Origin of the sequence: Roseibium porphyridii (genome assembly GCF_026191725.2) — a bacterium.
Classification (GTDB): Bacteria; Pseudomonadota; Alphaproteobacteria; order Rhizobiales; family Stappiaceae; genus Roseibium; species Roseibium porphyridii.
In genome coordinates this window covers 2,413,113-2,428,090 of record NZ_CP120863.1, presented here as the reverse complement: position 1 = coordinate 2,428,090, position 14,978 = coordinate 2,413,113, and the positions used below count along the sequence as shown (strand labels likewise).

General features: G+C 55.4%; 14 protein-coding genes. 10 read left to right on the top strand and 4 right to left on the bottom strand.

The annotated features are described in order from the left end of the window. Window positions 1-179: 179 nt before the first annotated feature. The gene (locus K1718_RS11325) at window positions 180-1,103 is read left to right on the top strand and encodes a PfkB family carbohydrate kinase (protein WP_265684469.1); all 924 of its coding nucleotides are present in this window, start codon (window positions 180-182) and stop codon (window positions 1,101-1,103) included. Window positions 1,104-1,209: 106 nt separating this feature from the next. Then, complete coding sequence (locus K1718_RS11320; protein WP_265684468.1) at window positions 1,210-2,142, top strand: pseudouridine-5'-phosphate glycosidase; 933 nt, start codon at window positions 1,210-1,212, stop codon at window positions 2,140-2,142. A 4-nt stretch (window positions 2,143-2,146) separates the two neighbouring features. On the opposite strand, the gene K1718_RS11315 is transcribed toward K1718_RS11320, so the two are convergent. Then, window positions 2,147-4,657, bottom strand: a complete 2,511-nt coding sequence (locus K1718_RS11315; protein ID WP_265684467.1) for a DUF3772 domain-containing protein — start codon at window positions 4,655-4,657, stop codon at window positions 2,147-2,149. A gap of 248 nt (window positions 4,658-4,905) precedes the next feature. Here K1718_RS11315 and K1718_RS11310 point away from each other — a divergent pair, with 248 nt between their 5' ends. The 4 genes from K1718_RS11310 to K1718_RS11295 all read left to right on the top strand — a co-directional run bounded on the left by K1718_RS11310 (window position 4,906) and on the right by K1718_RS11295 (window position 9,257). After that, on the top strand, window positions 4,906-6,111 hold the full coding sequence (locus K1718_RS11310) for a cell surface protein (protein WP_265684466.1): 1,206 nt from the start codon (window positions 4,906-4,908) through the stop codon (window positions 6,109-6,111). Between the two features lie 59 nt (window positions 6,112-6,170). After that, window positions 6,171-7,097: a DUF6384 family protein gene (locus tag K1718_RS11305; RefSeq protein ID WP_152501016.1), complete on the top strand. Its 927-nt coding sequence runs from the start codon at window positions 6,171-6,173 to the stop codon at window positions 7,095-7,097. Window positions 7,098-7,128: 31 nt separating this feature from the next. Continuing rightward, a complete protein-coding gene (locus tag K1718_RS11300; protein ID WP_265684465.1) occupies window positions 7,129-8,580 on the top strand; it encodes a coiled-coil domain-containing protein in 1,452 nt (483 codons plus the stop codon). 182 nt (window positions 8,581-8,762) lie between these two features. Continuing rightward, a complete protein-coding gene (locus K1718_RS11295; protein WP_152501014.1) occupies window positions 8,763-9,257 on the top strand; it encodes a hypothetical protein in 495 nt (164 codons plus the stop codon). A gap of 121 nt (window positions 9,258-9,378) precedes the next feature. On the opposite strand, the gene K1718_RS11290 is transcribed toward K1718_RS11295, so the two are convergent. After that, window positions 9,379-9,807, bottom strand: coding sequence for a VOC family protein (locus tag K1718_RS11290; RefSeq protein WP_265684464.1), 429 nt, complete (start codon window positions 9,805-9,807; stop codon window positions 9,379-9,381). A gap of 149 nt (window positions 9,808-9,956) precedes the next feature. Here K1718_RS11290 and K1718_RS11285 point away from each other — a divergent pair, with 149 nt between their 5' ends. Together K1718_RS11285 and K1718_RS11280 are read left to right on the top strand one after the other, a co-directional pair. Then, window positions 9,957-10,550: a TetR/AcrR family transcriptional regulator gene (locus tag K1718_RS11285; protein ID WP_152501012.1), complete on the top strand. Its 594-nt coding sequence runs from the start codon at window positions 9,957-9,959 to the stop codon at window positions 10,548-10,550. Window positions 10,551-10,736: 186 nt separating this feature from the next. Beyond that, window positions 10,737-11,396 (top strand): L,D-transpeptidase, encoded by a 660-nt coding sequence (locus K1718_RS11280; protein ID WP_152501011.1) that lies wholly within the window; start codon window positions 10,737-10,739, stop codon window positions 11,394-11,396. 22 nt (window positions 11,397-11,418) lie between these two features. On the opposite strand, the gene K1718_RS11275 is transcribed toward K1718_RS11280, so the two are convergent. Together K1718_RS11275 and K1718_RS11270 are read right to left on the bottom strand one after the other, a co-directional pair. Beyond that, window positions 11,419-12,222, bottom strand: coding sequence for an SDR family NAD(P)-dependent oxidoreductase (locus tag K1718_RS11275; protein WP_265684463.1), 804 nt, complete (start codon window positions 12,220-12,222; stop codon window positions 11,419-11,421). Continuing rightward, on the bottom strand, window positions 12,219-13,748 hold the full coding sequence (locus tag K1718_RS11270; RefSeq protein WP_265684462.1) for an AMP-binding protein: 1,530 nt from the start codon (window positions 13,746-13,748) through the stop codon (window positions 12,219-12,221). Before K1718_RS11270 ends, K1718_RS11275 begins: the two co-directional genes overlap by 4 nt. An 80-nt stretch (window positions 13,749-13,828) precedes the next feature. Here K1718_RS11270 and K1718_RS11265 point away from each other — a divergent pair, with 80 nt between their 5' ends. Together K1718_RS11265 and K1718_RS11260 are read left to right on the top strand one after the other, a co-directional pair. Next, complete coding sequence (locus K1718_RS11265; RefSeq protein ID WP_265684461.1) at window positions 13,829-14,374, top strand: LuxR C-terminal-related transcriptional regulator; 546 nt, start codon at window positions 13,829-13,831, stop codon at window positions 14,372-14,374. A 130-nt stretch (window positions 14,375-14,504) separates the two neighbouring features. Continuing rightward, window positions 14,505-14,816 carry a DMT family transporter gene (locus K1718_RS11260; RefSeq protein ID WP_265684460.1) on the top strand — a complete coding sequence of 104 codons (312 nt, stop codon included), beginning with the start codon at window positions 14,505-14,507 and terminating at the stop codon, window positions 14,814-14,816. The last annotated feature ends 162 nt before the right edge of the window (window positions 14,817-14,978 follow it).

Here is a 14,978-nt window from a genome sequence, read left to right as displayed (position 1 = left end):
ACGGCCTTTAAAACTAACGCTACGTAACTATTTCAGTTCCCGCTGCTGTGAGCCCTTGAGCCTGGAGAATCAATTGATCCTGCGGCCAGGAGTTGCCGCATCAGGTTCGATCTGTTAGCCCGCTTGTCCAGTGTCTCATCACCCGCCATCCCGGCCGATCTCTGGAGAAGTAATCCGGCGTGTCCTCGTCCTCCGAAAGCACTGTTATTGCACTTGGTGCAATTCACTACGATACGATTGCGCACGGAGCTGAAGCGATCCGGCCCGAAACGTCCACCCCGGCCCGCTTTCACGCAAAGCCCGGCGGAGTGGCAACCAATGTCGCCCGTAATCTTGCAAAACTGGGTGTTCAGACCAAGCTTATCGGAACTGTCGGCGACGACGCTCCCGCCCAACTCCTCAAGGCGCAATTGAGTGACGAAGGGATCAAACTCTTCACCGTCGACAGATCGGGATTTTCAACCGGGCAGTATCTGGCACTCCATGATCCGGACGGTTCGCTGAAGGCCGCCTGTGTTGATGACCGTATTCTCTCCGAAGCTCCGGTCGATCTCTTCGCCGACATCGTTGATCGCCTGGCGGCAATTTCAGACGACCGGACAATCTGGTTTCTCGACGCGAATCTGCCCACTCAAATGCTTGTGTCGCTGGCCTCACAAATCCAGACGGGCATGCTGATGGCCAATGCGGTTTCGAATGCCAAGTCCCAGCGACTGACCCCCCTGCTCTCTCGCCTTGATTGTCTGTTCCTCAATCGTGGAGAAGCCGCTGCGTTGACCGGATTGCCAATCTCGACAGATCCGGATGAAACTTCTTCCGCCCTCGTTGAGGCCGGTTTGAAATCCTTCGTCCTGACAGACGGACCTGCCAGCATTACGGTTTCAAACAAGGGTTTGATTACCAGACTTGCACCGGCAAAAACGGATGTCACCGATGTAACTGGCGCAGGCGATGCGCTGACGGCCGCCAGCCTGGCCGCAATTTCCAAGGGACATGCTCTTGAAGAGGCAGTGACGTTTGGCCTGAAGGCAGCCACCTTGACCCTTGCAAGCACTGGCGCGTTGGCTGAATCGCTTTCCTGGGAAACACTGGTAGATTTTTGACCAAATGGACAAACCACCCACTTGGCGCGCAATCGGTGCGGGCCTATAAGAGCGGCGAACAACAAAAAGGGCTCTGCGCCCGCGAAAACAGCAAGAGGCCACTTCCGTGACACGCCCAGACGTTAACACCTCAGTCAAAGACCTGCTTGTCTACAGCGCGGAGGTCCGGGATGCCCTTGCCAGCAACAAACCGATCGTTGCTCTGGAATCCACGATTATCACGCACGGGATGCCCTTTCCCAAAAATGTCGAAACGGCTCGGTTGGTCGAAGCCGACATTCGTGCCGAAGGCGCAGTCCCGGCTACCATCGCACTGATGGACGGCAAGATCATGATCGGCCTGTCCGACAGCGACCTGGATCGCCTGGCGCAAGCCAAAGACGTGATGAAGTGTTCGCGCGCAGATCTCACATTTGCGCTCAGCACCGGCCTCTATGGCGCGACGACCGTTGCTGCGACGATGATGGCAGCGCATGTTGCCGGTCTGAAAGTATTCGCGACCGGCGGTATTGGTGGTGTTCACAAGGGCGCGGAAACAACCTTCGACGTGTCGGCGGATCTCGATGAGCTTGGACGCACACCCGTATGTGTTGTCTCAGCAGGTGCAAAGGCTCTTCTGGACATTCCAAAGACGCTGGAAGTGCTGGAGACCAAGGGCGTCCCGGTTATTGCTTATGGCACCGAGGAATTGCCGGCATTCTGGTCCAGAACCAGTGGTCTTCAAGCGCCCTATACGCTCAACTCTGCCGCTGACATCGGACAACTCCTGAAGATGCGGCAAAACTTTCCAGACCATGGCGGTGTCTTGATCGCCAATCCTGTACCGGAAACAGATGAAATTCCCGGATCGGAGATGGCGGGCTTTATTGACGAAGCTATCCGGCAGGCTGAGGCCCGGAATATAACTGGGAAGGACGTCACCCCATTCGTTTTGGGTGCGATACTCGACCTGACTGATGGACGCAGCCTCGACACCAATATTGCCCTTGTGCGCAACAACGCCCGGTTGGCGGCCCGTATCGCGGCCGAACTCGTCTAGACGATCAGGATGCCGGGGATGGATCGGTTTTTGCCTTTCCATCCAGGGCATTCAACACCTTGTCGATATCCTTGATGTGCAGATCGCGCTGCGGGATCGGAATTTCGATCCCTGATTTGCCGAGTTCATTATAGATTGCGAAGTAAAGATCCGATTGCGTCGTCAGTATGTTGTTGACGTCTTTCAGATAGCATCTCAGTTCGAAGTTCAATGCGTTCTCGCCAACTCCCATGAAGAGGACAAACGGCACCGGATAGCGCGCAACGGTGTAGTGTCCCCTGGCCGCTTCGATCAAAATGGCCTTCACCCGCTCCAGGTCGCTACCGAAAGCAACCCTGATTGGAAGCATCAATCGGCCGGACTTGTTGCTCAAGGTCATGTTCTTGACCGTGCCGGCGATCAGATCCGAATTCGGAATGATGACATCATGCCGATCAAAAGTTTCTATCCTGGTTGAGCGAACGGAGATGTCGCGCACGTAGCCCATATGGCCAGAAACCTCGATCCAGTCGCCTTCCTTGATCGGCCGCTCTATCAGCAAAATGATGCCTGAGACGAAATTCGAGACAATGGTTTGCAAACCGAACCCGATGCCAACCGAGAGCGCACCCGCCACGACGGCAAGGCTGGAGAGGTTCAATCCCGCGGTCGAAACCGCCACCAGAATCGCGAGCGTCAAACCGACATATCCGGTCCCGGTCACGATCGCGGTCTGCGCGCCGACATCCATGCGCGTTTGCGGCAGAACCGATGTCCTCAGCAGATTTTTCAACCAGCGTGTGATCAACACGCCAATTGCGAAAACAACCCCGAGAACGATCAGAGAATCCAGTGACAGACGGATGTCTCCGAACTGAACGCCTCCGATCAGCAATCGCCAGGCATCGGCGATATCCGTTGCCCTGGCACCCCAGGTCAGCGCAATTAGCGGCGTAAAGATCGCCACCAGCGGAACAATCAGTCCGATGGTCACCAAAATGGGCGTTGGGGCCGCGTCATCCCGGTCCGTCGCAGTTTTCACCAAAAGCTGCGCAAGGTGATAGAGCATGAAGCCCAGTCCCAACTGGGCGACCGTCATGATCATGGGAATAATGGCAGCCCTTGCCAGTTCCACATAACCCACAAGGGTCACGCTGACTGCCAGCAAAGCAGACGCTTTCATCAAAAGGGAGAGGAACAACAGAAATCCGGATTCTTGTGGTTTAACCGAAGCTTCTTCAGCTTCCTCGTCTTCATCCGGTTCCTCGGCCTCCTCAGTCTCGTCGGGAACTTCCGCACCCTTGTTTCTGAGGATCCCCGCCAATGCCCATAACAATATCGCAGCGGTTACAATGAGCGGCACGGACAAGACCGAGATCGCGCTGTCGCCAAAGGCATTGTCAAGCTGCAGCGTTTCCAGTGCAACCTCGACCATCATGAAGGCTCCGAGCCCCTGGCAAAGTCGCAAGCCCAGCTTTGCCTCGCGTTCCTCAAGCTCCAACAAGCGCCAACGGGTCTGCCCCGGCGCAAACAGCGTGTGACCCAGCCAATTGGCGATAATCATGAAAAGCGCCACAACCGGAGCTGCTGTAAGCGCAATTCGAGCGCTGTTGGGGTAGATGTCCAGGACCGGTATGACGAGGAGGATCGACAAGGCGCCGATTGCCGGCAAAACCAGGAAACTGAGATTGTAGACCACCGCAAGCGCAAGCGCGCGCCCGCCACGTTCCTGACGCACGCTCAGTTTCAACAGGAAGCGATGGATAGGCATGCGCCCAACGACAAGGAAGAATATTCCAAAGGCAACGAGTGCCAGTGACGTCGGTACAGTCTGTCCAAGTGCTTTCGAAACGCTGGGGCGTTCAAGTTCCCCTTGAATGTCGCGATGCAACCGCCGCCAGAATTGGTTGATTTCCTGGAAACCGCTGGTCCATGTTGCCGGAACAAGCGGCGAAGGATAATTGGTCAACAGGCTGTCGATCTTCATCGACCTGATTTGCCGGTCGACCTCGCGAATTAGAACATTGGCAAGGTTTGTGATTTCCCTTGCTTCGCGGATCGGCGCATTGGCCTCGGCCAGCGCATTCGTCAGTTCCTTGCGCCTCTCGGCAATCTCCTCAGCTTCATCCTGTCCATCCGAAGGAGGTGATCCCAGAGCCCGCAACTGGGCGGCAAGTGTTTGCGCGTCGATGCTGCCATGTTCGACAATGCGTGAGTTTTTATCACGCACCTCGACGAGCTGTTGCCGTAAGAGCTCAAGTGTTGCGGTCGAGACCGTACCTTGCTCCAACGCATTCGAGGCACGCTCAAAGAGATCAAGCACCGAAGGTTCAGCAGGAACCGGGTCGCTGCCCGCTTCCTGGGCATAGCTGGAAAAGACCGATAATTGCAGTGCCAAAAGCAAGGCAAACAGGAGCGAGAAACCAATAGTCTTTATCTGTTTCATCACCTTGCCATGCCAACGCGTACCTGTTCCGTTTAAGACCGAAAGTCTTTCCTGACCACTTGTTACCGCATTCTTCTGTGGCAAAGCCATGAGCACAAGGTCAAGAACGGCACAGCGTGAAAATGCAGGAACTCTGATCCACGAAACATACTTGTCGCAAAAGCAGCCTATGGAAAGGATCAAACGGGTCTGGCCCGGCGAGCAAACTTGGCCAGTTTCCACCGCCAACCCGTTGACAGAGCGGCGTAAGCCTGCCCTAACATGCCCCTTTACGACGTAAACAGGACGAAGCGGCGCTGGACCAGAAAAATCGACGCCGTCCTTCGAGGAGGTCAAATATGACAGACGCGGCAGCACCTGAAACTCCGGAAAATGCAGCGGCGCCGGCCGGCGGGTTTTCCCCCCTTCAATATCTGGATCGCGCGCTTTCAACGTTGCGCGATATCGGTATCTCACCGGAAACGGAACGCGATGCGCCTATCAATGCACTGCTTGAGCAGATCTCCGACCTGTCGCCCGACAAGGTCTTGATAATTTCCCGCACCCTCGGTCAGGCCTCCAACTTCAACGAGGTGGTCCGCAACCAGGTGCAGCAGATGGATATCGGTGAGCGTTATGAGGAAATCACCGAGGCCTTCAACTCGATCCGCGACGATGCCAAGACACTGGTTGACCAGCTTGCGGACGGCAAGATTTCCTTCACTGAAAATCTTTCCAACAAATGGCGCGACATGCGCCGCGGCACCATCTCAGACCGGTTCACCGATATTCGCGGAACCTACAAGGAAGTGGCCAGCGCAACCAAAGACCAGATCGAACGTGAACAGGTTATCCTGGAGGCCTACCGCGATTTCCGCGGGGCACTGAAGCAGGCAGAGGTAACGGCGCTTGAGTTGCTCAACATGGCAACTGAAAAGTTGTCGGTCGCCAAATCCGCACTTGAGGGGTCTTCCAGCGAAGTGGAGGCCTATACCGGTGACGACCCGGCTCAGAAAGCCTGGCTGGAACTTACGCGTGATGAAAAACTGCGCGAGATGCAGGACGAAGAAAAGAGATACCAGATTGCCAAGGATCTCTCCGACAATCTGACGATTGGTTACAATACGTCCGAAGTCATCATGGCTCGATTGGTGCAGACCACAAACGCGAAGGAACGCGTTTATGCCCAGTCGGTCAGCTTCTTTTCGACCAACGAATCCGTCCTGACTGCTCTCAACGCCTCCTTTACCGGTCTTCAAGGCCTGCATGAATCCACCGAAACGCTGAATGCCATGAAGGACGGCATCAACAAGAGCCTTGAGACTCTGGCGGAAATTGGCGATGCGGTTCAAAAGGAAGCCCTGAAAGCCGGTTATGGCCCGACCGTAGCTGCCGCCTCGGTCAAAAAGCTGGTGGATTCGGTTGTGAACTTCCAGGTTCAGTCCCGTGAAATCATTACGGAAATGCGCGACATGTCGACCAAGAACTCCGAAGAAATCCGCAATGCGGTCGAGGACGGAAAACGGCGGCTGGCGAAACTGACGGCCCAGGGCCAGGGACTTTAACACGCAAGGCATCGGCAGGCCGGTCAAACGGCCTGCCCAACGCAAGAAGAACCAATCGTATGGCAGGCAAATCCGAGGCTCCGCTCGACGATCTGATGATGGCGATGGACGTGGTGGACACGCTTCGGCATGAAGAAGGTCAGGTGGCCCGTGAACTGAAAGCGGATGAACGCGACACCGCAATGATCGACCGGTTGCGCAAGGTCTATGCAGCTCAGGGGATCGAAGTTCCAGACCATATCCTCAAAAAAGGTGTCGAGGACCTCAAACGCGACCGCTTTGTCTATTCACCTCCGGCTGCTGGGTTTTCGCGCACCCTGGCGATGATTTATATCTCCCGCAGTACCTGGTCGAAATGGATGGTCGGGGTCTTTGCAGTCCTGGTCGTTGCCATTGCAGCTTGGTATTTCCTGGTCAAATTGCCTGAACAACGCGCAGAAGCGGATCTGTTGGCTCGCATTGATGCGCTTCCCCAAACCTATTCGGAACTGGTTGGACGCGTTGATGCCTTGACCGAAAATGCCGACATCGAGGCAGAAGCGGCGCGTCTAGCTGAGGATGGTCGACTGGCCCTGTCGGATGGCAAAAACGATGCCGCCTTCAAGGCCGAAAGCGACTTGCGTCAACTGGCTGCCAATCTGCAGGAAGTCTTTGAAGTCCGCATCATTTCGCGTCAGGGCGTACCGACCGGCATCACCCGTATTCCGGAAACCAATCCGGAGACCGAAAACTACTACATTGTCGTTGAAGCGATCGATCCGGACGGAAACATCATCAATCGCAGCATCGTTTCTGAAGAAAACAGCGAAGCGGTTTCAGTCGACAAATGGGGACAACGGGTATCGCAGAATATTTATGATGCCGTGCGGCAGGACAAGCTGGAAGACGGCATCGTTCAAAACGGCAAGCTTGGCGAGAAACGCCGCGGTGAACTGAATATCAAGTGGCGCAGCGGCGTACAGGACGGAGCAATCACCCAATGGTAGCGGTCAATCGGAACTTGATGGGGATACGCATATGCTGACAGGACGTCAGACCCTGGGGACGATCGAGCAATCGCTTGCTGACTTGCGCCGCGAAGAAGCTGAACTCACCAAGCGGATCGAACGCGCGACCCGTGCCATGACAGACCTGCAAGAACGTCAGAGCGAGGCCTATCGCGACCTGGCCCGTTTTCGGATGGACACAGATGCAGCAGGCGCGCTGAACACCCGCCTCGACAGTGCTGCCCGCGAAGCCCGCCGCCTTCTGGACAAACGAAACGCTGACTACAAGGTGCTGACTGATCAGTTGCGCAGCTGCGAGGCGGAGCGTGGACAGCTTCAAAAGGAACGGTCGGATCTGGACGAAGCCCGAGATGCGGCAGAAAGCCAGATGGACGAACTGATGGAAGCCATCGACGGCCGCCTGGAAAACGACAAGGCGTATCTTGCCCAGCGCGAAAGAGCAGAAACCGCAGAGGCGACCGCGGAAGCTGCGGCCTCAAAGGCCGAGACTTCCAACGCGGACCGTGAGCAAAAGGGCAAGGCCTATGAAGACGATCCGTTGTTTATCTACCTCTGGCAGCGCGGCTATGGAACTCCAGACTATACCCACCGGGGTCTTGTGCGCTCACTGGACCGGTGGGTCGCCGGGCTGATCAAGTTTGACGGCGCGCGCGCCAATTACGCAATGTTGACCGGCATACCTGAACGCATGGCCCGCCATGCGGAACACTGCGCCGATATAGCCGTAGAAGAGCAGACCAAGCTTGCCGAAATGAGCCGCAACGCCATGACGGATGCGGCTGGAACCGATCTGGTCGGGGCGATTGAGACCCAAAGTGAGGACATTGACCGGATCGACGCTCAACTCGACAAACTGGATCGTCAGATCGAAACACTGTCCGCTGCGCTGACCGAGTTTTCCAGCGGTGAAGACGCGGATTTTCAAAAGGCCGAAGAACACTTGTCTGTCTCACTTCAGGCCGACGATTTGAATGACCTCTGGCGGGCAGCAATTGCAACACCCTCGCCTGAGGATGAAAAAATTGTTCAACGCATTGAGGATCTGAAGGACAGGATTGAGCAGGTTGCCCGAGAAATCCGGCAGGACCGCGAGCTGCAACGCGACATCAGCCGCCGCCGGGCTGAGCTCTCCGACGTCATCAAACGGTTCCGCTCGAAAGGTTATGGAAGCTGGGAATCCACTTTTTCCGACGACAAGCTGACGACAGTTCTGCTCGGTGAGCTGGTCAAAGGCGCGATAACCGGCGCTGATTACTGGGCGAGAGCCGAGCGCTCACACAAGCGCCGCAAACCGCGAGGCCGCCGCGTTGCCTTTCCAGGTGGGTCCGGACTTCCAAAATCCATGGGAGGCTTCGGTGGTGACTTTGGCCGCCGCACGAAACGCAGAGATCCCTTCAAGGGAGGTTTCAAGACCGGCAAAAGCTTTGGCAGCGGAGGATTTAAAACCGGTGACAGTTTCTAATTTTCAAAAGACTGCCATTTTTGCCCATGTCCGGCCACAAGGCTTCGTTAGGAGTGTTGTGACACAGTGTTGAAACAAGAATGCCGTTGCTCACACGCAGTTTTATTGTGTTCAGCGATGACTTGATTTAGGTGATGACGAAGCCGGGACCATCGGCTGCTCTATTGAATGCAGGACTGAACATGCGACATCTTCTTTTAGCCAGCCTATGCGCGCTTAGTCTTGCCGCATGCCAGTCAGGATCCTCGCAGCGTGCGAGTTTGCCTGACCAACCGCAGCTTAGCGTTCCGGCCGGCGCACAAAGCGTAACGATTGCCGCCGACCCGCCCACCGTGCGAAATGCTCTGGTCTCCAGCGCACAGCAACGGGGTACGGTCGTGCTTCAGGATCAGCCGAACATGGTTGTTCTGGAAAGGCCAATGACCAGTCCGAACCCGGCACTCGATTCTGAATTTGGACCGTCAGACAACGGTCAGCGCGTCATTCGTATTCGGGTCCGATTTACCGGTACGCCCTGCCAGACACTCGCCGTTCAGGATCTTGCAGTCATAAACAACGTGCGTACAGCGCTTGAACAAAGTTTCGTTTTGCCCGGTGACCCGAACACGATGCAAAGCCTCCAGGGCTTGAAGTCACGCGCCGAGCAGAACAGCTCCTGTCCTGCCGTTTCGTCCTGACGGCCAAGGGAAATTTAATCAAAGCGGCGTGACCGATCCCCGGTCACGCCGTTTTCTTGTCACCAGGCTTTGGTTCAAAACCAATGCGATTGACCGGTAACTCCGGTTTGTGCCGTATCGGTCATGAAGGCACGGCTTCAGGAGCAAACTGCTTCAGGAATTCGGGGCTGGGCGGTATGGGCTTGATAACGTCAATCAGAACACCGTTAGGGTCACGGGTAATGAAGTGGCGCTGACCGAAGTCTTCGTCGCGTAGGGCCTGCAGGATGGGCAAACCGTTTTCATTGGCTTTTTCATAGACAGCATCAACGTCTTCCACTTCAAAATTTATCAGCATTCCAGCTGCTCCTTTGCCCCTTCCTTCCTTCGGAATTGTCTCGTGGTCCTGATTGAGAACCGCAAGATTGACCTTTTCGTCTTCTTCGGATTGCAGATGGACATACCAGTCGGCTTCGAACGCCGCCTTGAATTTGAAGTTGTCCTGATAGAACCGCGCAGTTTCTGCAACATTCGATGTCATCAGAACCGGGTAATACTGCGTGCACTTCATCTTCCGATCTCCTTGCCTGGTATCCGCTGCCAATCTGACCAATGCGCCGTCACGTCGACGAAAACACGATCATTGGAGTGGCCTTTTCAACATCAATAAAAAGACATACAGTTTGTATGTAAAATTCAATTAACATACAGGCTGCATGTATGCAAGAAGCAAAATCACGGCGAACTCAAGCCGAACGCCGGGCCGAAACGCGCAACGCACTTCTCAGGGCTGCCCGTGCTCTGATCGTCGAAAAAGGGTATGCTGAAACCGGAACACCGGAAATCGTGAAGGCTGCGGACGTTACCAGAGGCGCGCTTTATCATCACTTTGCGGACAAGGCGGATCTCATGCGGGCCCTCGTCCATCACGAGGCGGCCGCCATCGCGGCCGAAATAGATGCCGAGACCGATACCGGACAATCCCCACTCGACGCTTTCATGTCCGGTGCAAGTGCTTATTTTTCCGCAATGTCCGTTCCTGGTCGCGCCAAAATCATGTTGCTGGAAGGGCCCGCCGTTCTCGGCGTGGCGGAAATGGCGGAAATCGACAAGGAGACCGGCGGTGCGACGCTTTTGGAAGGCCTGCAGCACAGCGCAAAGCACGGACACTTGAAAGGCATCGAGCTCGAGCCGCTAGCCGATCTCCTTTCCTCAGCCTTCGACCGTGCGGCACTCGCCATTGCAGCAGGTGAGGACAGAACCGCCTATGAGACCGCCACGCGCAAGCTTCTGGCCGGAATTTTGGCGGACTGAATAGCGTTTTTGTGATTTTGGAACAGCCTCTTAGGACTCGACGTTAATCGGTCATTTACCATAATTGTGTTGCTTTCGAGGACCGTTTCAGTATTCCGTTTATCCAGATTGCGGACCGCAAAGCTGTTTTAAGGTGACAACAACCGATATCCGCTAAGAGGCGGCCCCCCGGGAAAGGACGCGAGCATGGCGATAAAATTGAGCCGACGGAGTTTTGTTGCTGGAATTCCGCTGCTGCTGGCCGCCTGCCAAAGTAAACAGGGCGCTACAGTTCAAGCGGGCCTGACGCCGCTCTCCGACGGAACGCCTGATTATGCGACCGCTTATGCGCCTGTACGCGACGGTGGCTTTTCACTGCCCGGCATCAAATATCAGAATTTCGATCCGAAATATCTGCGCCAATCGGTGTTTTATCCGTCCCAATACCCATCTGGCACAATCGTTGTCGACCCGAACAGGAAGTTCCTTTACCTCATCCAGCCTGGTGGCCGTGCCATCCGCTATGGCATTGGCGTCGGTCGTGCCGGATTTGCCTGGAATGGCGAGGCCGTGATCCGTTTCAAACGCAAATGGCCGAAATGGTTTCCGCCCGACGAAATGATCGAGCGCGAACCGCGCCTGGCGAAATACAAGGACGGACAGGAAGGTGGCCCGAGCAACCCGATCGGTGCACGGGGTCTCTATCTTTGGCAGGGTAATAAAGACACTCTTTATCGCATCCACAGCACAAACCAGCCCAGCAGCATCGGCACCAATGCGTCCAGCGGCTGCATCCGTATGTGGCACCAGGACATCATCGATCTCTACAATCGCGTTGAGCTCGGAACCAAGGTCGTGGTTCTTTAAGTCTTTCGCTACGCTGATCAGCCTATTGCGACGTCCAACCACCGTCGACGGGGATCGTTGCACCCGTCACATTGTGAGCAATCGGGTTACAAAGCCAAAGAGCGAGCTCACCGATTTCAGAAGGGTCCGACGTGCGTCGGGTTGGTTGCTTTTCTGCCAGCAGGTCTGCAATTCCCTTGTCTCGATCTCCGCCGAATTGTTCGGCACGGGCCGCCACTTGGGGCTCGATGATGGCAGTTTCCGTCCAACCGGGCGCAATGCAGTTGATGGTGACGCCGCCAGTCGCCTTCTGACCCGCCGTCGCATATTCAAGAGCGGCGACCTTGCTCATTCCCACCAGACCGAATTTCGACGCTACATATGGTGCCTTGTTGACGGAAGCGACCAGGCCGTGAACCGATGCGATGTTGATTACCCGGCCGTACCCTTTGGCTGCCATTGCAGGTAAAGCCAGACGCATGGTGTGGAAAGCTGCCGAAAGATTGACGCCGATGATCGCGTCCCAGATTGCCGGATCGGCTTCCGCAAGACTGGCGGTCTTTTGAATTCCTGCGTTATTGACCAGAATATCTGGACCGCCCCAATCGGTGACCTCCGCCATCATTGTTTCGATCGCGGCCACATCTTTCACATCTGCGCCAAAAAACCTTACCTCGGGAGCACCGGCTTCCAACACGGCGTCGACGGTTGATTTTGCCTGCTCGTCCGTTGCCAAGCCGTGCACGCCAACACGGGCCCCTGCCCGCCCAAGTACCTTGGCAATGGCCAACCCGATCCCTTGCACCGATCCCGTGACGAGCGCAGTTTTCCCGGTCAGTTCGCTCATGTCCGTACCTCCTTGTTCACTCTGTCCCGCAGCTCCGTCTTCAGGACCTTTCCATAATTGTTCTTCGGCAGTTCAGAAACGAACAGATACTCTTTTGGCCGTTTGAACCGTGCAATCTGATCTAGACAATGTAAATCCAGTACTTGTGTCGTGACGGTCCGGTTTTCGTCGCAAACAACGAAGGCAACCACGGTTTCACCCCATTCCAGGTCCGTCCGGCCAACAACCGCGACTTCACGCACGGCATCATGGCTCAGCAGCACCTCTTCCACTTCACGCGGGTAGATATTGGCCCCCCCGGAAATGATAACGTCCTTGGACCGATCCTGTAGGGTCACATAACCGGCGTCATCCATGCGCCCGAGATCTCCCGTCCACAGCCAGCCGTCTCGAAGAGTCTTTGAGGTTGCATCCGGGTTTTTCCAATATCCCTTCATGACAGTGGGTCCTTTGACCACAATTTCCCCCACCTCGCCGCGTGGACGTTCGTTGCCCGCCTCGTCGACAATCGCAACAAGGACAGCGGACTGCGCAGTACCGACTGAATTCAAACGATCTCGCCAACGCGGATGGTCACGATCGGAAACCTCTTCACGTGACAGCGCCGAAATGCCCATAGGGCATTCTCCCTGACCGTAAATTTGAACGAAGCGAGGCCCCATTTGATCGACAGCTTCCAGAATGTCCGCCTCGTACATCGGTCCACCGGCATAAACGACGGTCCTGAGCCCTCTTCCGGACAGGTCCTTTGCCTTGGCTTCATCGACAAGCCTTCGGACCATCGTCGGGGCCGCGAACATCGAAACAGAACCTATCAAAGGAGCAATTGTCAGGACTTCCTCGGCATCGAAACCACCGCTTTCAGGCACAACATGCCGTGCACCTTTCAGAACATGCATGAAATTATAGAGGCCAGCCCCGTGGCTCATCGGAGCTGCATATAGGATGGCATCCTGTGTTTTGACTTCATCCACGTCCGAAAAGTAAGTCAGCGTCATGGAGAGGATATTTCCGCAAGTAATCATGACGCCCTTGGGCTTGCCGGTCGTTCCGGATGTATAAAACAGCCAGGCAAGCTCATCCTTTTGCATTGCAACCGGGACAGTGTCCGATTGGGTGCCGCGCATTGCGCCAAATTCGTCACCAGTAAGACTGACAACACGCACGCCTGCATCGACGAGAGGTGAGAGCTGCATGACGGATTTATCATCCGAAAAAACAAGAGCCGTGCCGGAGTTTTCAATCATCCAGGCAGCTTCCTTGACATGCAATTTCGCGTTTATCGGTACAACCGATGCCCCGATCCACCATGCGCCATAGAGTGCTTCCAGATACTCGGTCCGGTTGGCGCAATAAAACGCTACGCGATCCCCCTTGCCAACGCCTTCATCGGACAAGGCCAAGGCGATGGAGCCCGCTCGATTGGCGAACTCGCCATAGCTGGCCGTGCATGTGGTGCCATTATGGAGAGCAGGAGCATCGGGCATTTTCGCCGCGCTTCTATAAAGCCACTCTGCCGGGTTCATTCTTGCCTCCCAATTCGTCCTTTCAGATACTATTGCCAGGTCTTTCGGGGAATTACGTCAATTTACCTAACGGGATAAAAATGGAAGACAGCGAGACAATCGCCTTTGAACACGCACCAGTCGGGCTGATTTACTCAGAGAACCGTTGCATAAAGAAGTGCAACACCCTTTTTGCCGAAATGTTTGGCTATTCCCGCGCCGAACTGACAGACGCCTCCTTGTCGATCCTTTACCCCTCTTCCGAGGAATTTGCCCGCATCGGCCAGATTGGTGCCCAGAAAATGTTGGGAACCGGTCGGTACCGGGACGAGCGCATTATGCGCAGACAAGATGGTCTGTTGTTCTGGTGCCGTGTTCGCGGCCAATCGCTGGACCCCTCGGCACCTTTCGCGCGAGCAGTCTGGTCCTTTGCCGATATTTCCGAAGACAGGCCGATAACCGATATGAGCTTGCGGGAGCGGCAGGTAGCAACTCTCATGGTTGAAGGAAAGACATCCAAGGAAATTGCCCGTGTTCTGGAGATTTCACCGCGGACGGTCGATATTCACAGAGCCCGGCTGATGAAAAAACTCGGCGTCAGAAACAGTCTTGAACTTGTGGCACATATCAGCGGCATTCCGCTTTAACGCCTTAAGGTGCTTTTCAACATGAAGGAAATTTCATTTGAACCGGCAAGCCGGCACCCCATCTGATCAGCCGGAGGACGACCTCCAACTTTCATCAAATCAACGGGACGGCCCGGCTGGGAGAAAATCCATGGCTTGGTTTTTTTTGCTCGCCGCAGGCTTCCTTGAAATTGTCTGGGCGTTCGCGATGAAGGAATCGCAGGGGTTCACGCGTCTGACACCAACACTGATCATGCTTGGTGCCATGGTCGCCTCGTTCGGTCTTCTTTCGCTTTCGATGCGCAGCCTTCCGCTTGGGACCAGCTACATGATCTGGACCGGGATTGGTGCCGTTGGCGCCTTTGTGGTCGGAATCTGGTTTCTTGGCGAAACAGTAACCGCCCAGCGCTTGATTGCTGCACTTTTGATTTTCGCGGGCATCGTAACAATGAAGCTCGCCTGAGATTGAGAAAAAAGGACCTGACCGGAGGCACAACCTTTGTTGTAGCCCTGGTTGATCCACGGCAAACGTGTCAAAAAGGGTTTCATGTGGTCTGCGCTTATGCGAGCCTTTGATGCAAATTCGCCTTTCAGCCGTGTCTCCCAACACGGCTAAAATCGTCCG

Excerpts from the sequence above, each read along its gene's own strand:
- K1718_RS11315 (WP_265684467.1), bottom strand. The coding sequence starts at position 4,657 with ATGGCTTTGCCACAGAAGAATGCGGTAACAAGTGGTCAGGAAAGACTT.
- K1718_RS11310 (WP_265684466.1), top strand. The coding sequence starts at position 4,906 with ATGACAGACGCGGCAGCACCTGAAACTCCGGAAAATGCAGCGGCGCCG.
- K1718_RS11305 (WP_152501016.1), top strand. The coding sequence starts at position 6,171 with ATGGCAGGCAAATCCGAGGCTCCGCTCGACGATCTGATGATGGCGATG.
- K1718_RS11300 (WP_265684465.1), top strand. The coding sequence starts at position 7,129 with ATGCTGACAGGACGTCAGACCCTGGGGACGATCGAGCAATCGCTTGCT.
- K1718_RS11295 (WP_152501014.1), top strand. The coding sequence starts at position 8,763 with ATGCGACATCTTCTTTTAGCCAGCCTATGCGCGCTTAGTCTTGCCGCA.
- K1718_RS11290 (WP_265684464.1), bottom strand. The coding sequence starts at position 9,807 with ATGAAGTGCACGCAGTATTACCCGGTTCTGATGACATCGAATGTTGCA.
- K1718_RS11285 (WP_152501012.1), top strand. The coding sequence starts at position 9,957 with ATGCAAGAAGCAAAATCACGGCGAACTCAAGCCGAACGCCGGGCCGAA.
- K1718_RS11280 (WP_152501011.1), top strand. The coding sequence starts at position 10,737 with ATGGCGATAAAATTGAGCCGACGGAGTTTTGTTGCTGGAATTCCGCTG.
- K1718_RS11275 (WP_265684463.1), bottom strand. The coding sequence starts at position 12,222 with ATGAGCGAACTGACCGGGAAAACTGCGCTCGTCACGGGATCGGTGCAA.
- K1718_RS11270 (WP_265684462.1), bottom strand. The coding sequence starts at position 13,748 with ATGAACCCGGCAGAGTGGCTTTATAGAAGCGCGGCGAAAATGCCCGAT.
- K1718_RS11265 (WP_265684461.1), top strand. The coding sequence starts at position 13,829 with ATGGAAGACAGCGAGACAATCGCCTTTGAACACGCACCAGTCGGGCTG.
- K1718_RS11260 (WP_265684460.1), top strand. The coding sequence starts at position 14,505 with ATGGCTTGGTTTTTTTTGCTCGCCGCAGGCTTCCTTGAAATTGTCTGG.